The sequence below is a fragment of the Niastella soli genome (genome assembly GCF_017742245.1).
Lineage (GTDB): Bacteria > Bacteroidota > Bacteroidia > Chitinophagales > Chitinophagaceae > Niastella > Niastella soli.
The window spans coordinates 342852-363121 of sequence record NZ_JAGHKO010000002.1 but is presented as its reverse complement, the minus strand read 5'-3'; the positions used below and the strand labels follow the sequence as shown (position 1 = coordinate 363121).

The window sequence follows — 20270 nt, the reverse complement described above, 5'->3', positions numbered from 1 at the left end:
TTACAATGCACGATAAATAAAATATTAACTATATTTTCAGTGTCCAATGGCTAAATGATAAGTTATATCGGTCTTTTATTTTAAACACAAAATAGTATCAATAAGTCGATGAATAAGCTGTTCGAAAGCCATACATAAATTTGTTTCCGATAATTAAAATCCTTCACTTTATTATCGTTGTTATATCATGCGACAAAGGGTTGATACGATGTAGATGACATTAGACTTATTAAATCGTCTAAAGTGTTTAGTAAGATAAATATAGTAATTACTTTCAAAGAGTTCAATATACAACATCAAAACGGCTAGTGATATGAAGAGGAAATTAATTCTTAATAAACGCCCGAGCAACATGATGTTCAAATAATTCCAACTAAAGAACAGCTCGCTGTTTGAAATATCGGCAACTTATGAAACAAAATATATGCAATGGGAATTGACCAGGAATTAGGTCGGTTGATAAACAATGTAACTAATCAAATACATTGTTTTATTTAAAAAAAAACGGGAAGTCAGAGTTTCACGAAAAGCATAGTGAGTAAATAATTATAATGAGGGGCTGATCCAAACGGGTCAGCCCCTAAGCATATCAAAAAAGTGCCCCTTTTTTAGTTTATTTTATTTGGGTTGAACTTAGATATGCAGCTTCAATTACCGTCTACTTATTCAATTGTTGTTGTACTAGCTGTAGCTGTACATCTAACATTGGTACAAGTATTATTTACTGTTGCAGTCCAACATATGTTGATAGCATTGCCTAAGGTAGTTTTGCTTAGTAGGCGAGTTGGACACAGTTGACCATTGGGGAAATTTGAATTTGTGCAGGTGAATGTTGTTCCCACTGGTATCGCAGCTACTGTACAAATAGGTGCTCCAAATTTTGATTTTGCTTTAAAGGCAAGTGCTCCACCTACAACCCCTAAAAGAGCAATAGCCATTAACATAATTTTTATTTTTTTCATAATTAGAGTGCTTTTTAATTCAAAAAGCTAAACTTTGGTTTACAAAATACCTGTTTAAATCATTACTTCAACAGAAGGCAACAGGATTCAACCAACCATGAAGTATCCGGATATTTTATTCTTTGACTATTTTCTTGTGGGGATAATTGGATTTTATTTGACCTGGATTCAGTTCTTGATACATCGGCGGGTGCTATGCTGAAGATAAATGCATATAAGGATTACAGCAATAGTGAAGTATATTTTGATGGTCCCTTGCGAAGTTGTTCAAGTCAATAGACAAGTTGGACATAGTCAGCCATTAGGGATGGCTACATCTGTGCAATTAAAAGCTCGATTTCTGCTTTTTGTCGCACCTTCGGTGCAAAAAAAATATACCAAGTTCATTGAATGCAAGTGCCGCGACTACTTCCGATATAATGGTAACTGTTATAAACATAGCATTTATTCTTATTGTAAAAAGGAATACTATTAAATGAAAAAACTAAACTTTTTTGATTTGATAATAGGTTTTCCAAGTTATTACGGCCTGAAATAGGATAGCTTATTGGGATAATGAAGTATTGGTATACTTGCATTAGTCTTCTGCCGCTTTTCGTATCGCACTAATATTAGTTTTCCCTAAAAAGAATTTGTTTGGTTTTTTATCTTTTCCGAAAACTGCCGTAAAGGGTACTCCGGGTATTTTAAAATATTTCCCCCCATAATTTGCCGTATCTTTCCCTACAATTATATTGGGATAATCAGCCAGCTTATAATTGGAGTAAAATTCTTTTATGTCTTGTACCGGAAAATCCGTAACAAGGTAAAATTGTATGTCCTTAAGCTGTCTCATATTTTTCATAATATCGTCCATCTGCGCGCGACAATAAGGGCAATGTGGGCTGAAAAAGAACATTACGACCGATTTATTTGTTGATACATCGGTCGTGCTTACCCAGTTTGTGCTATCAGATAATAATATTTTAAATGATGGTATTGGTTTTAATTCCAGCGCTTGTTCCATCGCCTGTTTCATCGGATCTTTGCTGGCGCAGCTTATTATGGTTACGAAAATGAAGAAGGTGATAAGTTGTTTCATTTCTTGATATTTTGTTAGTAATTTAATCAGTATGTTTGCTTGCTTTTGAGTTTTGAAATTGATCGACTATAACTAAATTTTGAGGCTGCGCATCATACAGTTTGATTGAGACTTGAGTTAGAAATTTCCTTACTAGTGATTTGTTTAATTGAATATATGGCAATTGTTGGAGCTACGAAGACCAATAGGGTGATCCAGTAATCCGTTCCTTAAACACCTTATATTTTGTTAACTTTCTAAGCTCCGTATGCAAAAAGAGTATCATGTAAAGGAGATGATTTTAACAAAAGTTGTTTTCTCAAATACATTAGCTTAAAGCTGCAGCTTTTCTTAACTCATGCTAACTGCTTAATATCTATAGTTTTGGTCAATGTAAGTTCCCCTTTTCTGGCTTCCTCATGCATCATTCTTATCATCCAATCCAATAAAAGTGCTGCCCAAATCGTAACCAGCAAAACAGGGAATGCCTGAAATCGTAGGGCGGCTGTTGATGCGAATATTGTAAACCCCGCATTGATCAGCCAGATAGTTACTGTTAGAACCATGAATTTTTGAAATGGGCTTTTTTTTCGAAAGCCATTGAGGAGCGCGAAACAAATCAAACAACATAGAAATATAACGTTTGCCGTGCCTGTGAGTATTGGATAAAAATCGAGTATATAAACGTATCCGTCATCTTTTTGGCGGTTGCTTACCTTCCCATTTTTATATCCAAACCATGTCTGAGCAATTGCATCAACACTATCTCTTCCCATGTTGTATTGCTCCATAAACTCTACAGGTGGTGCAAAATATCTATGGGCGTTAGGCCAAAGGAAATGTTCAGCAAATTTTAACGGATAAGTTCGGATAAGATAGGCTCCATAACCTGCATATAAAGGACCCATGGATGCCCATTTTTTATGTTTATCAGATATGCTGTCATTTTTAAATTTTTTGAACATGTAATCTTGTAAGGGCATGCCAGATGACCACATATAAAAAGTACTGGCTTCAATTGATTCAAATGGAAATTTATTTAAATCACGGGTGCTGTCAAAATAGGCACGTACTGCATTATCTAGAGTGTGATAGGGTTCTGGAATAGGCCTACGATCTGCACTTTCAACATAACGATATCCATAAAGCGCATTATTAGCCAGTTGCCATCCACTGAAGGGGCTGAATTGCCAGACACCAGTTAATGCTTTGTGTTTATTACCTGAATACATTATAAATAATCCACACATTAATGCGACTAAACCTATTCCTGCTGATTTTTTCCAAAACGAGATTGGAGAAAGCGAATAAGCAACAAGGGCAATAAATGGATAGACTAATGCATTATATCGTACTGTAAAGGCAAAAGACAATACAAGTGCATGGGAAATGATAATAATTGTTGTTGGTCTGTGAATAATCCATAATAATAATGCGAGCCATATCAAACTTAACGATAGGAATAAACCATCACTTGATATTAGGTTACTAAGGTAAAATGGCAATGGATTTAATACCATGAAACCCCATAGAACCCATTGCACTCCTTTGCCAGGTTTGTAAAAATAAAACATAGTAAAAAGTGAAAACAATCCACCGCATTGTATCAACAGGTATTGAAATGCAACAAGAGCGGTATCGCTATTAGTAAATACACTGAATAAACGAAGAAAACGCGGATATCCTACCGGATATGTGCCAATATCAAGATTATAATAGGCCATTTGTAAATAAACAAATGAATCGCCATGTATAAAACTGGGAAAAGGGTATAAGTATTTGAAAACAATAAATTGTATAACTATCGCTATTGCTGACAATAGCAAAAATCTTTTGTTTATTTTACTATTAAATAGAAATTCTTTAAAAGATAAAACAGGGTTCAGATTCTTGGTACTTGGTTCGTTACTTTTAATTTTTGGTTTTGAATCATCTGTTGCAAATTCTTCATCTATTCTTGTCAAATCTTTATGGCTATCAGAGTTGTTTTCCTTTTTCACCTCATGATACTCCTGCTCTGTATTAATAGCCCAGATGTTCTCCTTGCCGGTTTTACCTTCACAGATATTGTCCACCGCCACCATGGCCGTTAACATAGAGTGGTCCGCATTGTTGTACTTGTGCATGCCATTGCGGCCAACGAGGAACAGGTTCTCGAAATTGCTCACGTATTCCTTCACCACTTCAAACTTGTCATAGGTACCGAAATAAGCGGGGTAGGTCTTTTCCATACGGCGTACGGTGATGTCCAGTACATCGTTTACATTGGCCAGCTCCATTTTTTCCAGTTCCTGCAGGGCAATCTTTTGGATGGCCGTATCAGGCAGTGCCCAGAAATCATCTGTTTTGTTACAGAAATATTCCATGCCTATCCAGGTATTGTTGGGGTCTTTGATCATGCCCTGGCCCCAGTTGTTGTAGATCATTAGCCGGCCCACCTTTACATCTCTTTCCTGGATATAGATCCAGTTGTCTTTCAACTCCAGTTTTTCATATTCGCCCTTACCTACTGGTTTTGATAATTGTTTCAGCAAAATGCCTACGTTTATAAAATCCCGGTATTGCAAACCAGCCGCAACGTCTTTTACATCTTGCGGAACTTTGGCGCTGGCGGCGCCTGCATCCATGCCGGCAATCAGTTCCTGCACCGGCATGGAAGAGAAGAAGTAATCCCCTTCCCAGGCGCCTGTTTGATTGGTTTCGCTGTTGATGGTGTTAACGCCGACTATTCTCCCATCTTCAAAATAGATATTGCTAACGTTTTGATTGAGGTATATTTTACCCCCCATTTCTTCTACTTGCCGGGCTACTTCTTCCCACAGCGAACCGGGCCCATATTTAGGATATAGAAATTGCTCTATTAAACTCGTCTCTTTATCTTTTTGCCCTATACCACCGTTTTTCTTCTTCGTCATTGATTTAATGGCTTCGGCTATGGCCTTGCTCAGGGATACGCCCTTGATGCGTTGTGCACCCCATTCCGCCGAGATCTCATGGCAGGGGACACCCCATACCTTTTCTGTATAGTCCTTGAAAAAAAGCAAATAAAGCTGTCTGCCAAACTTGTTGATGATAAAATCTTCTAAACTTTTTTCCGGTTTCCTTGGGAACAGCCGTACCCACAAAAAGGAGAACATTATTTTTATGGTACGGATCAAACCTAATGTTCGCAAGGTGGCAATTGATAACTGGATAGGGTAGGCAAAGAATTGGCGCAGGAAATAGATCCTGGTGAGCCGTTGTATTACCAACATCACTTTGTCATTCTTGCCATTGATTGCCTTTCCTTCGCTGGTATTTATTTCACGTTGTTTGTTTTGATAATTGATTGTTATGTTCTCCTCTGCAGACTGTTCCAACGGCATCATATGCAGCCACCAGTTCATAACTCGGTCACTTTTAGAAAAGAACCGGTGGGGTCCCATATCCATTCTGTTGCCTTTGTAGTTAATGGTCTTTGAAATACCGCCTATATCACCGCTCTTTTCTAAAATGATGGGTTTAATATCGGTGCGTTTCAGCAGTTCGTATGCCGCGGTTAAACCCGCAGGGCCTGCCCCTATTATGATTGCTTTTTTGGACATAGTACTAATTTTTTTTTATGACAAGATTTCCAATATGCTGTTGAGAATACCAGAAGAACAGGATGCGGTGTGGATGGCCGCTCCGTCCTGAGTGCTTCGCTCACTAGCCCTTCGCAGAGCTTCGGAAGAGCAAGACCGAAGCCTTGGCGTAGGTGAGAGCCGTATACCACATCTATCGGGTCTGGTACAAAGGGTTCAAGCGTGTTGTACCCACCCGGACCGTATTCAAGACCGGTATCCTTACCAACAGGTATCAGCCGGTTGTTGTAGCATTGCCTGTATGGATAACCGCACCCTTTCCCTGGTTACATCGTACCTGACTATAGTAATTGACCGTAAACGGAAGCGCTGCTTTTGTTGAACCTTTTTCTGTAAGGCATAATCTTCCCGTTCAACTGAGTTGTTACAATGGTTGAGATAATTTAGTATTATCTGTTCTGCAAATTTGGTTTGATAAATATTTGTTGAGGTCTTATTTGTCGCTGTAACCTTACACCGATATAAGCCAGCAGCACAAGTAAGCTGTTCAATATCAGATGGTCTCGCCAGGATAGCAGGGAAATTATTCCCCCGCAACTACAAGGCAATTCTTTATCAAATACCATGATAGCCCCCACATACCCGGTAAATGCTATCATCAATGCCAGCGATGCATATAAACCCGGTAATCGCCAGCGTGGTATAATTAATAATAAAGTCACCAGGAATTCGGTCAGCGGTAATGCCCAGGCTATAAACGGCGCTATGGGGCTGAGAACAGGTGAGTCGGCTATCTGTTCTTTAAACACTGAGTATTCCATTAGTTTGCTTACTCCTGTGTACAGGAACAAGATCATAAACAATAGGGAGATGATTTCTACAATAGTACTTTTTGATAGCCAGGAAAACGTGAGGATGCGCAGCACTCCATGCTGCTTTTGAACTACAGGCCCTTCCATAATTAAATGGTTGATGGTTGTTAGTTAATCTATCTAATGTCCGAAACAAAGCCGGTGAGGGTGTAGCGAGCACCTCCTTCCCGGAACAATTTTGGTAAAAGCATTCATTGACCCTCTATCAGGCCGTAAAATTGTTTCACCAGCGTTTGTTTTGGGTTATATCTCTTCCAACCTTCCCTGTTGGATGGTTGTTGCGCTTTAGTTTAATATTTAAGTAGTGTTCGCTTATATTGGATCGCCGTCTCTGCTGCGGCTAGACAACCACGGCGTACCGGCTTGGAAACCTTATCCGTAGATAAGAAGGTTGCTACTGCTATCAGCAATGCAATGCATTATGTTGTTATTTAATCGAATGTAAAGTGATGTGGTTCACAGTTCGGAGTTCAGAGTTCAGAGTTCATAGTTCCAAGTTCCTACTTCGTACTTCCTATTAGCCAGACCTGTCAGGATCGCATGAACCCTCTAAAATGGCGAACTCAAATGGCGAACCTTACAGGTCGTGGCACTACCCATTGCCTATTGCCCACTGCCCACTGCCCACTGCCATCTGCCGTCTGCTCTCGGCTGAGCCGAGACCGTCTGCCGTCTGCCGTCTGCCGTCTGCCGTTTTCCTAATGCAAGTTACATCCCCTCATTGTCGAAAATTGCCTCGTTCATGTTGATTAATGCCTTATTGTTGTTGAAAAGTGATACACATATAACAGCAAGCACTAACCATACAACATCTGCCACGTAGTAGGCGTCATCCCAAATTCCTTCCTGAACGCTGCCGCATACGCGCTTTGTGACCGGTAAAAGCACTTTCCTGCCACCTGCTTCTTGGTGAGTCCTTGTTCCAGGAATTTCTTCGAGGCTTCTAAACGTTGGCGCACCTGGTATTCCTTAATACCGGCGCCAAAATTGGCTTTAAACGCCTTCTCCACCGCATTGCGGTTGGGAGCGCAGATCTTTTCCAGTAATTCCGATGCTGTTTTGTACTGCAGTGGTTTTTCGTCGAGCTGTTGTTTTATACACCTGATGGCATCCAGCACATACTTTGTATAAGGATTTATGTTCTCTAGCATGGGACCAAGGTTTAATTATTAAATTTGGTTTACTGTCTGTACGGGTACGTACTTAGTAAAAGATAGCTAGTAAGATTTATCTGGTATGTGAGGGGTATGCTAACGCTGTTTTCGTAATTCGACTACTTTATTATAGATCTCCTCCCGCACTTTGGCACCTGCTCCTCTTAGTACATATATATTATCCCAGTTCACCGCCTGGGCCAGCAACTGGCCAATGGTTATAATGTTATTGTACTGTAAAACGTGCAGCGCCCTTTTGCTCAGGTTTAGTTCGGTAATACTTGTCTTGAATTGCTGTTTGTCGATCTCCATTGTACGTATCCGCTCATCCAGCCAGTGGGCAAGGATCTTGCACTTATTTACATCAAACAATTGAATGCTTCGTTGTACAAATAATATGTCGGGAGTGTATCGGTCCATCGGTGTCGCTTTGTGGTTACGAACAACCATAGATGCCTTAATGTACAAGCAAGTTACTCATGGGCATTTTATCTTTTCTGGCAATTGTTTTACATTTTCCGGAATATTGAAGGGTGGGTGCTTATTGCTGTTCCCTTAACCACTCGGTAGGCGTTTGTTTGAAGTATCGTTTGAATGCCGTGCAATAGGCGCTTTGTGACCGGTATAAACTTTTAGCGGCTACCCGTTTTATTGGCATGCCTTCTCTTAAATAGCGTTTCGTATATTCCAGCCGTACCAATACCAGGTATTCTTTTACCCCATAGCCTGTAATAGTCTTAAATGCCTTTTCTACCGCAGACCGGCCGGTAATAATATTAACCTTCCACATCTCCGAACAGGTCCTATGGGCAATCGGGTTCCTGTCCAGATACTTTTTTATTTCAGCAACGGAAATTTGTGTGTTCGTACTGTTGTGGTTGATGGTCATGGTCGGTTAAATATATTGGCAGACACAACATTCCATACCCGCGTTCGTGGCTTGGGTATAAATGGGTACCTGCTAATGGTTGCAATCCCTTAAAAGAGGATCTTATTCGTGGTAATAAATCAGGCCTTCCAGGGACAGGCAACCTTATTCATACATCTATTTAATCGCAAGTTACAGGAGGGCATTTTACATTTTCCGACAATGAGTTCATGTTTTGCATTCTTAACCTTTTTTCTTTGAAAAACCGAGCAAAGTATGACTGGTGGCGGGTTTCAGGGGTTAAAAACGGCACCGGATGGCCGGTTTTTATACAACAGTTTATTGGTTATTTACATACAAAATTCCGCCATTCACCTACATCGTCTCCTGCATACTTTGCACGTTTTGTAGGTTTGTTCTTCTTAAATCAGCCCGTACACTATGAAGCCCTATGCTCCTTTAACCTGGTCTGTTCTGTTATTTTCCCTTTTCTGTATCAGCATCCCTGGCACTGCGCAAAGCGTGGCCATTAATACCGATGGGTCCACCGCCAATGCCTCCGCCATCCTGGATGTTAAAAGCGATACCAAGGGCCTCCTGATCCCGCGTTTAACCACCGTTCAGCGGACTGCTATTACTTCCCCGGCTACCGGCCTGCTGGTGTTCGATACCGACACCAATACCTTCTGGTTCTTCGACGGCACCATTTGGAAGAAAATGGATGCGGCTGGTAATGACTGGTCCATAACCGGTAACAGCGGCACCACTGCAGCTACTCGTTTTATCGGTACCACCGATGCCGTGGACCTGGTCCTTAAAACTAATAACACCGAAAGAATGCGCTGGCTTTATACGGCCAATACAAAAAATATTATTGCCACCATCAGCACCGGTGATCTTTCGGTAAACGGCGTCTACATTGGCCGCGGACCAGGTAACATCACCAGCAATACGGTTGCCGGTGTTCAGGCGCTGTTTTACAATACCACCGGCACCAATAATACCGGCGTTGGTTATGTAACCCTGTCAAATAACACTTCAGGTAGTAGCAATACGGCTGTTGGTTACTCTTCTCTGTATATAAATAGTACAGGTAACAGGAATACGGCCATTGGACGAAGCGCCCTGTATAATTCTAACACTGGTACCGGCAATACAGGCGTGGGCAGTTATGCGCTGTTCTATAACACTGGTGGAAATAACAATACGGGCATAGGAGATGATGCCATAGGTTCCAATACTACCGGAAATAGTAATGCTGCAGTGGGTCAGCAATCCATGTACGACAATACTACCGGTTCTTTCAATGCCGCCAGCGGCGTTTCTGCCTTATTCAGTAACACCAGCGGTAGTTACAATACTGCCATGGGTAGTGAAGCATTGGGCGCTAATACCATTGGCAACAATAATACGGGCGTGGGTTATAATGCCGATGTGTCGCAAGGCGATCTCACCAACGCTACCGCCATCGGTGCTGGCACTACCGTAAATGCCAGCAATAAAGTGCTTATTGGTAACAGTAGTGTTACGGTTATTGGCGGTCAGGTTGGCTGGAGCATCCTCAGCGATGGCCGGTTTAAAACCAATATTAAAGAAGATGTACCCGGGCTCGATTTCATTATGCAGCTGCGCCCGGTTAACTATAATTTCATGGCCCGCAAATACGAAGACCATGTGATGAAAAACATGCCGGATAGTATTAAAAACAAACCGGGCCGTAAAGCGGTTTCTTATTCCGCTGCTGAACAGGTGCTGCACACCGGTTTTATTGCACAGGAGGTGGAACAGGTAGTAAAAAAGAACGGGTATCATTTCAATGGCGTTCATATTCCCACCAGCGAGACCGATAATTACAGCATTACCTACGACGAGTTTGTGGTGCCGCTTGTGAAAGCCATGCAACAACTGAATTCAAAAGTGGAAAAGTTGACCACGGAAAATGAATTGCTGAAAAAACAGCTGGATGATATTAACAAACGTTTGAACAAGCTGGAAGCTCATTAATTTGTCATACCCTATGTTACGATATATAGTTTTCTTTTTACTGGCCGGGTGGTTACCCCTAATCACCCGGGCCCAGTTCACTAACTCGGGTGCGCAGATAATTGTATCGGGTGCTAACCTGGTACTGGATAACCTTGATTTAGTGAATAGTGGCACCTTTACCCATACCGCTGGCATCGTACGATTTACCGGGAACAGCAATGCTGCTGTTGCGGGAACCATTCCGCCGCAGTTCTTTGCCATTGAATTAAATAAACCTGGTGCGCAAATACAATTGCAAACCGGCATCAACGTCAATGATCAGATCCTGTTTTCAAATGGACTGCTTGACCTGAATAATAACAACATCATCCTCGGCACTACTGGTTATTTGAACGGGGAGAAGGAGAGCAGTCGCATAACGGGGGTAACCGGTGGTTATGTAGAATTCACCAGTCTGCTGAATGCGCCCGCAGCCGCCAATCCGGGTAATCTCGGCCTTGTTATTTCTTCCCCAGCCAACCTGGGCAGTACGGTTATTCGCCGTGGCCATGTTTCGCAATCCAATGGGGCCAATATGGCGAATTCTATTTTCAGATATTACGATGTACTGCCTACAAACAACACTTCTTTACAGGCTACTATCGGCATCAATTATTTTGATGCGGAACTGAATACCCTGGGTGAGACCATGCTTACTGTTTGGAAAAGTCCGAATACGACCACCTGGACTTCTTTGGGTTACAACACCCGCAACGCCGCCACCAATTTTGTGGATCAACTAAACATTACCGATATGGCCCGGTTCACGCTTTCTTCTGAACTCTATGTACTGCCATTATCGATCAGTGAACTTCATACCAGATGTATCAACAACCAGGTGGTTATCTCCTGGCAAACCAGGGGCGCCGCCGATCTTAATAAATTTATTATTGACCGCAGTGCAAACGGGGCCGACTGGCAGCCAATAGGCACCGTTCCTGTAACTGGAAAAAGTACTTACGCCTATACCGACGCCCAATCATTTAACGGCGCCTGGTACCGCATTATTCAGGTGGATGAAAAAGGCCAACAATTCATTTCGCCCATGGTACAAAGCAAATGTGATGGGAATGAAGAAGCCCGGGTATTCCCGAACCCGGCTTATGGCAACAGCTGGTTGCAATTACAAGCCGCCTCAAGCTCTAAAGTGGTTATGCGCTTATTTGATCATAAAGGAACGCTGGTAAAAATTCTCACCGCCAATGCAGCTGCCGGGGTGAATCAGTTTGATCTGCAGATCAACAACCTGCCGCAAGGGGTTTATTCGTTGGTAGTGAATTGGGATGGGCAGGTTAAAACGATCAAAGTGGTTAAGTTGTAAGTTGTCTGAACTGGGATTTATGGGATGTATGGGATTGTTGGGATTGGAGCAAGACCTGTAAGGTGCATCATTTGAGCTCGCAATAGTAGTGGGCTGAATTGCACCTGACAGGTCGTGTTTAAAAGTCTGAACTGGGATGTATGGGATTGTTGGGATGTTGTCTGAACTGGGATGTATGGGATTGTTGGGATTGGAGCAAGACCTGTTAGGTTCGCCATTTGAGGTCGCACTTATAGAGTGACGACGCGACCCTGACAGGTCTTAGCTTAATTTGAACCAGACCTGTCAGGTCTGTTCATCCCGCTGGCCTGGCAAGTTCAAAAGGCAGACCTTACAGGTCTTCCACTTTCCTTTCCTTCCATAAAATTTAATACCGTATGTGTCAAATAAACAACTAAAAAGAGTAAATTCACTGGCTACCATTTCTCATCAACCAAACAAACGATTGTATGCCAGGGGATTCTCTTAACGTTAATAGCAAAGCTGCTATTCAAAACTCATATGATGCTATTGTGATCGGTTCCGGCATCAGCGGTGGCTGGGCCGCCAAAGAACTCACCGAAAAAGGCCTGAAAGTACTGATGCTCGAACGGGGCCGTAATGTTGAACATATCAAAGATTATAAGACTGCCAATTTAAATCCCTGGGACCTCCCACATCGGGGCCAGGAGACTGATAAACAACGGCATGACTTCCCCGTGGCCAGTCGTGATTGGGCCGGTGGTACCATCGCTTATGAACAGCTCATGGGTTACTGGACCAATGAAAAGGATTGTCCATACGTAGAAAAGAAACCTTTTACCTGGTGGCGTAGTTACCAGGTGGGCGGCCGCTCCTTACTGTGGGGCCGGCAAAGCTATCGCTGGAGCGATTTTGATTTTGAGGCCAATGCCAAAGATGGCTATGGGGTAGACTGGCCTATCCGTTACCGCGACCTCGCCCCCTGGTATGATCACGTAGAACGCTTCGCCGGCATCAGTGGTTCCAAAGAAGGCTTACCACAATTGCCCGATGGCCAGTTCCTCCCACCGATGGACCTGAACTGTGTGGAGAAGGATGTGAGTGCCCGCATTAAAGAACATTATAAAAATCAACGCCATTTATTCATAGGCCGCGTGGCCAACCTGACCGCACCCATAGAAGGGCGGACGCAATGCCAGTTCCGGAACCGGTGCTGGGAAGGGTGTCCGTTTGGCGGCTATTTTAGCACACAGTCGTCTACCTTGCCGGCGGCCGTAAAAACGGGTAACCTTACGGTTCGGCCCTGGTCAATAGTAACCAAACTCCTATACGACAAGGACGCCAAACGCGCCAAAGGGGTAGAGGTGCTGGATGCCGAGACCAACAAAACCTATGAGTTCCATTCAAAGATCGTATTCGTTTGCGCCTCGGCCCTGAACAGTACCTGGGTGCTGATGAACTCAGCCACCGACGTGTGGCCCGGCGGGTTAGGCAGCAGCAGTGGTGAACTGGGCCATAACTTAATGGACCACCACTATATGCTGGGCGCCAAAGGATTGGTTGAAGGGTATGAGGATAAATACTACTATGGCCGCCGCGCCAATGGTTTTTATATTCCGCGTTTTGCCAACCTGTTTGGCGACAAACGTGATTTCCTGAGGGGCTACGGTTATCAGGGCGGTGCCAGTCGCGATGACTGGAAGCGGGATGTGGCCGAACTGGGCGTGGGCGCCGAATTAAAAGAGGCGCTTACGGAACCAGGTCCCTGGCACATTGGGGCCACCGGTTTTGGCGAGGTGTTGCCTTACCATGAAAATCAGATCAGTCTGGATAAAACCGTAAAAGATAAATGGGGGCTGCCGGTGTTGGCCATGGATGCGGAATTAAAGGAGAATGAATGGAAGATGCGGAAAGATATTATTCAGGAACTGGTGGCCATGTTTGAAGCAGCCGGCGTTAAAGACATTACCACCTGGGATAGTAAGGGCTATGCCATTGGCCAGGGTATTCATGAAATGGGTACGGCCCGCATGGGGCGCGATGCCAAAACCTCGGTACTGAATGCGCATAACCAGGTGTGGGATGCCCCTAATGTATTCGTCACCGATGGCGCCAGCATGACCTCGTCGGCCTGTCAGAATCCTTCTTTAACGTATATGGCGCTTACGGCACGTGCAGCTGATTATGCGGTTGCTGAATTGAAAAAACGGAACTTGTAGAATCGGCAGACGGCAGACGGCAGAAGGCAAACGGCAGACGGCAGACAGCAGACGGCAAACGGCAGACGGCAGAAGGCAGACGGCAGACAGCAGACGGCAAACGGCAAACGGCAAACGGCAAACGGCAGACGGCAGAAGGCAGATGGCAGACGGCAGATAGCAGACGGCAAACGGCAAACGGCAAACGGCAGACGGCAGAAGGCAGATGGCAGACGGCAGATAGCGCCGTCGCGGCCTCCTACGCAGACCGTAGAAGGCAGATGGCAGACACCGCGGTCGCGGCTTGCTTTGCCAAGTGCGGATAATAGGTGTATTTGTTTTCTGCCGTTTGCCGTCTGCCGTTTGCCTTATAGCCCTTTGCTATTCCGAAACTCCGTCGGTGTCACTCCAAATTCTTTTTTAAACAATGTAGTGAAATGCGTTACATGACTATACCCAATATGATAGGTAATATCAGTAATAGGCATGCTGGTGGTCAGTAATAATTGCTTTGCCTTTTCCAGCCGTAATTGCTGCAGGTAAGTGTGGATCCCCGTTCCGAATAATTCTTTAAACCCTTCTTTAAGTTTGGCTTCATTGATGCCCGTTTGCCGGGCTAGTTGCGGAATAATAATGTGCTTGTCGAAATTTTCGTCAAGAATCGTTTTGGCCTGCCGGATATACGTGATATCCTGTTTACTCAAGGGCATAAATAAGGTTTAATTTAATACACGTTTGTCTGATCCCGGTTGCAACGGAGATTAACAAACGAAAGTAATAAAAAACTGTTTATGTATGTGATCCTCTGCCTTCACCCTTCAACAGGAGAAGGAGAGTTACCGGGACGGATAGCCTGTTTGTAACCGGTTTCGGAAGTATTGGAGGTGATGGGTAATATAACTGGCAACCTTATATAATTTACGAAAGTTTTTGCATATGTCGATGATAGGTAGATAAAAAGCAGGTAAAATTTTCGCGCAAATACAAGAAAACCTGTACGGCTGATGCCCTGCTGTGTATAACGCCTGCCTGGTTAGCCAGACTTATGTAGTACTTATCTTTTTCATGCAGCTGCCAGACGATGCGTTTTACCTGCGGATGCGAGAAAAAATAATCCAGACAACTAAAGAGGGCATACTCACTCCAGTAACGCGTGTGCATAACGGCGTGGGATAAGAGCAGTCGCATGGAATGATCGCCCGGTTCAAAAATATGCGTCCCGGGTTCCCATTCATCACATTGTTTGTCGCCATCACAGAGCTCTACCAAAAAGACCGGCTGATCATTGATCAGTCCTACAAATGGTTGAGCAAAATCGCATTGCAACATAATGCTGAATGTTTCGCGCAAATGTTTATCGGGCAGGTAGGCTGCCGGTGAAAAACGGCCAAAGGCGCGGTGCAACCATTTTACAATAAATGGCCAGTCGTTGGGCAACGATAATGGCCTAAGCGCAATGGTGACCCCATGGGCCAGTTGCCGCTCAAACACCGGGTCGTATTTGTTATCAGGTGCCAGTGAAGCATATAATGGCATAATACAATTCATGTAACAGCACTCAGTTTTCTGTTTAATAGGTATTGTCTTGTAATAGCTGGTTCAGTAAAGGGAATAAGTATTCCGTAGACCTGATAAGGTGCCTGACCGGAATTGAAGTAGTTTAAAGATGACCGCCATTGCACGCGGTACTGGCAATATAAATAAACAGTAGTGCTTTTGTTTATGAAATCGGGAGAAAATTATGTGGGTATGATAATTTCATAATTGCATATTCGATTTGGCAAAGCATATTGCTGGTATTTTTAATAACTTGTAACCGTTATGTTGATACAAAATCGAAACGCCTTACTTCATTATACAAGTGCCTTCCTGTTTTTAATGACAGCCTTAACGGCCTGTAATCAAAATCATGATAATGGTTCAACGGGCTTTGTTGCTTCTCCCCAGGAATTCCTGGTTAGCGATGTGACCCTGAACGAAGCCTCAGGCATTGCCGATAGCAAGGCCAATCCTGGTTATTTATGGGTAGAGCAGGATAGTGGCAACCCGCCTGATCTTACCCTGTTACAACATAATGGTACCGTGTTGAAGTCGATCCATCTGGCTAATGTACAGAACCGCGATTGGGAAGATCTGGTGCTGTCTGCAGGACCAACACCCGGCAAGCAATACCTGTACATTGCCGAAACAGGTGATAATTTACTGGTGCACACTGATTACGCCATTTACCGCCTGGAAGAACCGGCTGCCAGCACCGATACGGTGCAAATCATTGATAAGATCGCATTTTTCTATCCGGATGGCAGTCACAATGCCGAGGCCATCCTGGTTGATCCGGATACAAAGGATATTTACATTATTACCAAGACCGATCTCCATTCAAAGCTGTTCAAACTGGCTTATCCCTATAGTACTATTAAAATGAACGAGGTGAAAGAAGTGGGCAGTCTGCCTTATAATTATGCCGTTAGCGCGGCTATTTCACCTACGGGCAAAGAGATAGTGGTAAAAACTTACCAGGACATCTATTATTATCCGCGTACGGCCGGTGAATCCATTGTACAAACCTTGAGCAAGAAGCCGGTCAATTTACCCTACCAGGTAGAACCGCAGGGCGAAGCCATTGTGTTTGATAACAGCGATTCGGGGTATTATACCATAAGCGAAAAAGCCCTGGCGTCGTCGGTGAAGTTGTATTTCTATAAGAGAAAGGTCTGAACTGGGATGGATGGGATTATTGGGATGGATGGGATAATTATCGGGGAAGACCTGTAAGGTCTGCCTTATTAACTTGCCGAGCGAGAAGGTGGGGCAGACCTGACAGGTCTTGCGTTAAATAAGGCGATAAGACCTGTCAGGTGCAACTCAACCCACTAATAAGGCAAGCTCAAATGATGCACCTTACAGGTCTTGTTTAAAGTAAGGTGAGCAAGACCTGTCAGGACCGCTTGATCCCTCTAATTGTTCAGCACCCGATGGCGGACCTTACAGGTCTGATGTATTCAGTCGAATCAGACCTGTCAGGACCGCTTGATCCCTCTAATTGTTCAGCACCCGATGGCGGACCTTACAGGTCTTAAAAATAAAAAAGGGCGCATCGTAATCGATACACCCTCTTTCTATTAGAATAACTTAGTATTAATCGTATTTTCTTCCTTTACTATACAGCACTTCTCTGTAAGACAGCGCCAACGTAAATTTAAAGTAGTTTTCTTTCACCAGGTTGTTGGCCAGGGTACCTCTGGTTCCGCCTTCAACGGCTAAATGGAATGCCAGACCGCGGCTCATATAACCTCCAAAACCAACCGTGGCGCCTGATTCTTTTAACTGCTGGCCTTTTACCTGTAAATAAGAATTACCGGCAAATAAACCGGCCTGGAAATAGCTTTTCTCCGCTACCATGCCAAAGCGCTGTACCTGTCTGCTGAGCTGGAAACCGGCTGAATAGCGGTCGCGGTCAACCAGGGCATAGGTAGTACCACCAGCATTCAGTCCATTCCAGTTGGCGCGGGTATAGTCAACGGTGAAAGTAGCGCGGCCTTTATTTACCAGAGCGATGCCGGCGTCGTACTGCCAGGGCAGGGTAAATTTCTCACTACCCAGGTCTTTGTTTGATTCTACCACGCTGGTACCTTCCTGCACGGTCAGGGTTTTACTGAAGGTAAGGTCATTTTTGGTACTAACCTTTCCACCCACAGAGAACTTCCAGTTCTTGTTGATCTTGTTGCCATAAATAGCGCCGCCTTCGAACCGGAAACCACTGTAATAATTGGTCACCTGCGAAATAATGGGCGTGGTCAGGGTGACGCCTTCCAGGGTCTCTATCTGGTTGATAGAACCGAAAATGAAGTTGGAGCGTACACCCAGTGCCAGGTGTTTGCCTAACGCAAAGGCGTTATTCCAGAATAAATTATGTAAACCGCCGTTGCCATCGTACAGTCCGGTGTAGGTGTTGTTACTACCTTCAATGCTTTTCTGCGCAGTGAACGAATAGTTCACATAGCTGAAAGGTTTGAAACCGATGCTGCTGGCCCAATGGTTGCTGAGTTTGGCGGAAATAGAAATGCGGTTGATAACGATGTCCTTGGCGGAGCTGTTGCCGCCGTTGATACCATCACCTTTGAAGTTAACGGTTTTGGCTACCAGGGCCAGGTCAACCTGGGCTAAGCTTCTTTCCAGCCCAATTAATGAGGCCGGGTTCTTATTAAGAAGAAAACCTGGTGTGCTCATAAGCGACAAGGAAGTATTAGCCATCCCGCTGCTGCGGTCTGGGTCAGTATCAGGAATTTCACCGATGCCGTATACAGAATAAGGAGAGCTCAGGTTCTGTGCACGCAACGTGCCCATAAGCGCCACAAAAAGCCCGGTCAGTATAAATATTTTTCTCATTATATAGAGGTTAGTCGATTGTCAGAATGTTTAAGACCAGTTTGGTTTGGTATTGGATATTTTCTCTACTGCCTATAACACCCCGGTTGATCTGCTTGGCTGTATTTGCGTCGTTCTGTATAATGAACAATCCCATATCCTGTGAGCCCGATGTGTTCAGTAACGAGTTTATGTAGGCGGTAACATTGAACGTGTAAGAGGTATTGTTACCGTACATGAAATCGATGGAAGGGGCCTTGTACTGCACTGCCTGACCGGTGGAATCGAGCAACTGGCTGCCGGGTATGTTGGTGGCATCAGTTGTTCGCAGGAACAAGCTGTTGGGCAAACTATTGGTGAAATAATCGTAGGTGCCTTTTACCGGTTTCAGGATCAGTTTAGCGTCCATCAGCCGCACTACATCATCTACTTTTAGAATATTACGCAGTGAAGGGAATGTGGCTTTCATATAAACACCCGTGCCGGCCTGAGTAATGGCAAACGGTTTGGTGTTGCTGGCAAAGAACTCATGCTGACCGGTTGTAGTTGGCTGCAGGGGAGTGCCCGTGCGGTCGGTCAGGATGCGGTTATACTGATAGCTGGTACGGGTTATAATGAAATCGATGTACTTGTCGATCTTGGAAGGGATGGTTTGGTGAAAATACATCCGGAGGCGTATACTGCTGTCGGCCAGGTTAAAGCCATATACCGAACCGGCGGTTGTATTGGCTGGCTGAATGTACATGCCTTTGAAATAATCGAGGAAGTTGGTTTCGCTGGTAAACCGCGTATCCTTGGTCCTGATCTTATCGTACCAGTCCTGCCCCATGCTTTGCGGCATTTTTATGCGAACGGAGTCTCTGGGCGTGGGCCGGATCACCTGTGAATAGGTGGCCAGTGCAGGCTTGTTGATCAGAGAGACCTTTGAGTTATTGAAAAAATAGGTGAGATAGGTATAGTCTGGCTGTTCGGCCAGTTCATTCACCGTAACGGCAAAAGGTTTGGTGGTATCGCCGTAATAATATCCACTGGGGCGCATTAACAACACCAGGGAATCAAAAAAGGCAGTTTTAGGCATAAGGGTAGCTACATCTTCGGGCAGTACAGGGAGACCGGGTTGAAAAACGGTACTGGCGGTAGTTTTACCCGCATAGCTATCGAAGTAATTGCCTATCAGTGAAAAGTTATTGCCATTGGTGACAAATGAATCCAGCACGTAGCTCGATAATTGCACAGCAACCGTATCAACTGTAATAATGCGGGTATGGCTTTCAGCCAGTTCACTACCCACCTGAACATCTTTTTTATAACACGATGACAACAGGCCGATAAACAGTAAGCAGTAAGTCAGAGTAAAAGGTACCCTTTTGTGTATACGCATATTATGGTTAGTGAGTGAATTTTTAAGCTAAATCAATGGTTTAAGGTTGAATACAGCCGTAAGCCTCAAGCTGCAAGCCGCAAGCAATACACCTCAGCGGAAGCCGCGTCGAGCCGCAATAGACGATTCCCCGGCCATGGGCCGGTTTTTCGCGGTGTAAAGTAATGGAATATAAGGTTTATAGTTCCAGTATGGGGCAATATTTGTTTTCATTTTAACACCTCTTTGTGTTGATTTACACCGTTGATGCTATAGCTTGTGCGCGCTACAGGCTGGCGGTGCTTTGCAATTTATCGGATGACCGCCTTCGCTGAAGCTACGGCGGGCGCAGCACGAAATTTTGTTATTATATATTATTGCCATCGAATAATCGGCGAAGCGATTATTTTTGCCGGTGGAAACTAAATTTCAAATGTGCAGCCGAAATTGTGCAAATTTGCAAATTTATAATAAGCCTGCAAAAGTGCGTACAGGAAAATGAAGCGGGGGGCGAAAAATGTTAATACTTGGTTAATCTTATGGTTTACAAGAGTTAAC

General features: G+C 44.1%; 15 protein-coding genes. 4 read left to right on the top strand and 11 right to left on the bottom strand.

Annotation, left to right across the window (positions count from 1 at the left end; genetic code table 11):
- Positions 1-662: 662 nt before the first annotated feature.
- From J7I42_RS14080 to J7I42_RS14050, 7 genes are all read right to left on the bottom strand, one after another.
- On the bottom strand, positions 663-962 hold the full coding sequence (locus J7I42_RS14080) for a hypothetical protein (protein ID WP_209139453.1): 300 nt from the start codon (positions 960-962) through the stop codon (positions 663-665).
- 577 nt (positions 963-1539) lie between these two features.
- Positions 1540-2043, bottom strand: a complete 504-nt coding sequence (locus tag J7I42_RS14075) for a TlpA family protein disulfide reductase (protein WP_209139452.1) — start codon at positions 2041-2043, stop codon at positions 1540-1542.
- A gap of 335 nt (positions 2044-2378) precedes the next feature.
- Entirely contained in the window at positions 2379-5606 is a 3228-nt protein-coding gene (locus J7I42_RS14070) for an NAD(P)/FAD-dependent oxidoreductase (protein ID WP_209139451.1), read from the bottom strand.
- A 428-nt stretch (positions 5607-6034) separates the two neighbouring features.
- Positions 6035-6544, bottom strand: coding sequence for a MauE/DoxX family redox-associated membrane protein (locus J7I42_RS14065; protein ID WP_209139450.1), 510 nt, complete (start codon positions 6542-6544; stop codon positions 6035-6037).
- 710 nt (positions 6545-7254) lie between these two features.
- Positions 7255-7608: a helix-turn-helix domain-containing protein gene (locus tag J7I42_RS14060; protein WP_209139449.1), complete on the bottom strand. Its 354-nt coding sequence runs from the start codon at positions 7606-7608 to the stop codon at positions 7255-7257.
- A gap of 99 nt (positions 7609-7707) precedes the next feature.
- A complete protein-coding gene (locus J7I42_RS14055; protein WP_209139448.1) occupies positions 7708-8031 on the bottom strand; it encodes a DNA-directed RNA polymerase subunit alpha C-terminal domain-containing protein in 324 nt (107 codons plus the stop codon).
- A gap of 121 nt (positions 8032-8152) precedes the next feature.
- Positions 8153-8500 (bottom strand): helix-turn-helix domain-containing protein, encoded by a 348-nt coding sequence (locus J7I42_RS14050; protein ID WP_209139447.1) that lies wholly within the window; start codon positions 8498-8500, stop codon positions 8153-8155.
- A 420-nt stretch (positions 8501-8920) separates the two neighbouring features.
- Here J7I42_RS14050 and J7I42_RS14045 point away from each other — a divergent pair, with 420 nt between their 5' ends.
- The 3 genes from J7I42_RS14045 to J7I42_RS14035 all read left to right on the top strand — a co-directional run bounded on the left by J7I42_RS14045 (position 8921) and on the right by J7I42_RS14035 (position 14005).
- Positions 8921-10483, top strand: a complete 1563-nt coding sequence (locus J7I42_RS14045; protein ID WP_209139446.1) for a tail fiber domain-containing protein — start codon at positions 8921-8923, stop codon at positions 10481-10483.
- Between the two features lie 13 nt (positions 10484-10496).
- Positions 10497-11825 (top strand): T9SS type A sorting domain-containing protein, encoded by a 1329-nt coding sequence (locus J7I42_RS14040; protein WP_209139445.1) that lies wholly within the window; start codon positions 10497-10499, stop codon positions 11823-11825.
- A gap of 449 nt (positions 11826-12274) precedes the next feature.
- Entirely contained in the window at positions 12275-14005 is a 1731-nt protein-coding gene (locus J7I42_RS14035; RefSeq protein ID WP_209139444.1) for a GMC oxidoreductase, read from the top strand.
- Positions 14006-14352: 347 nt separating this feature from the next.
- On the opposite strand, the gene J7I42_RS14030 is transcribed toward J7I42_RS14035, so the two are convergent.
- Both J7I42_RS14030 and J7I42_RS14025 read right to left on the bottom strand, forming a co-directional pair.
- Positions 14353-14694, bottom strand: coding sequence for a helix-turn-helix transcriptional regulator (locus tag J7I42_RS14030; protein ID WP_209139443.1), 342 nt, complete (start codon positions 14692-14694; stop codon positions 14353-14355).
- A gap of 208 nt (positions 14695-14902) precedes the next feature.
- Entirely contained in the window at positions 14903-15532 is a 630-nt protein-coding gene (locus J7I42_RS14025) for a GNAT family N-acetyltransferase (RefSeq protein WP_209139442.1), read from the bottom strand.
- A 273-nt stretch (positions 15533-15805) separates the two neighbouring features.
- Here J7I42_RS14025 and J7I42_RS14020 point away from each other — a divergent pair, with 273 nt between their 5' ends.
- Entirely contained in the window at positions 15806-16702 is an 897-nt protein-coding gene (locus J7I42_RS14020; RefSeq protein ID WP_209139441.1) for a hypothetical protein, read from the top strand.
- 420 nt (positions 16703-17122) lie between these two features.
- Here J7I42_RS14020 and J7I42_RS14015 read toward each other — a convergent pair whose 3' ends face one another.
- Positions 17123-18373 (bottom strand): hypothetical protein, encoded by a 1251-nt coding sequence (locus J7I42_RS14015; RefSeq protein ID WP_209139440.1) that lies wholly within the window; start codon positions 18371-18373, stop codon positions 17123-17125.
- A 10-nt stretch (positions 18374-18383) separates the two neighbouring features.
- Positions 18384-19733: a DUF4270 family protein gene (locus J7I42_RS14010; protein WP_209139439.1), complete on the bottom strand. Its 1350-nt coding sequence runs from the start codon at positions 19731-19733 to the stop codon at positions 18384-18386.
- Between the last annotated feature and the right edge of the window lie 537 nt (positions 19734-20270).

Coding starts and splice junctions, on each gene's coding strand:
- J7I42_RS14080 (WP_209139453.1), bottom strand. CDS start 962: ATGAAAAAAATAAAAATTATGTTAATGGCTATTGCTCTTTTAGGGGTT.
- J7I42_RS14075 (WP_209139452.1), bottom strand. CDS start 2,043: ATGAAACAACTTATCACCTTCTTCATTTTCGTAACCATAATAAGCTGC.
- J7I42_RS14070 (WP_209139451.1), bottom strand. CDS start 5,606: ATGTCCAAAAAAGCAATCATAATAGGGGCAGGCCCTGCGGGTTTAACC.
- J7I42_RS14065 (WP_209139450.1), bottom strand. CDS start 6,544: ATGGAAGGGCCTGTAGTTCAAAAGCAGCATGGAGTGCTGCGCATCCTC.
- J7I42_RS14060 (WP_209139449.1), bottom strand. CDS start 7,608: ATGCTAGAGAACATAAATCCTTATACAAAGTATGTGCTGGATGCCATC.
- J7I42_RS14055 (WP_209139448.1), bottom strand. CDS start 8,031: ATGGACCGATACACTCCCGACATATTATTTGTACAACGAAGCATTCAA.
- J7I42_RS14050 (WP_209139447.1), bottom strand. CDS start 8,500: ATGACCATCAACCACAACAGTACGAACACACAAATTTCCGTTGCTGAA.
- J7I42_RS14045 (WP_209139446.1), top strand. CDS start 8,921: ATGAAGCCCTATGCTCCTTTAACCTGGTCTGTTCTGTTATTTTCCCTT.
- J7I42_RS14040 (WP_209139445.1), top strand. CDS start 10,497: ATGTTACGATATATAGTTTTCTTTTTACTGGCCGGGTGGTTACCCCTA.
- J7I42_RS14035 (WP_209139444.1), top strand. CDS start 12,275: ATGCCAGGGGATTCTCTTAACGTTAATAGCAAAGCTGCTATTCAAAAC.
- J7I42_RS14030 (WP_209139443.1), bottom strand. CDS start 14,694: ATGCCCTTGAGTAAACAGGATATCACGTATATCCGGCAGGCCAAAACG.
- J7I42_RS14025 (WP_209139442.1), bottom strand. CDS start 15,532: ATGAATTGTATTATGCCATTATATGCTTCACTGGCACCTGATAACAAA.
- J7I42_RS14020 (WP_209139441.1), top strand. CDS start 15,806: ATGTTGATACAAAATCGAAACGCCTTACTTCATTATACAAGTGCCTTC.
- J7I42_RS14015 (WP_209139440.1), bottom strand. CDS start 18,373: ATGAGAAAAATATTTATACTGACCGGGCTTTTTGTGGCGCTTATGGGC.
- J7I42_RS14010 (WP_209139439.1), bottom strand. CDS start 19,733: ATGCGTATACACAAAAGGGTACCTTTTACTCTGACTTACTGCTTACTG.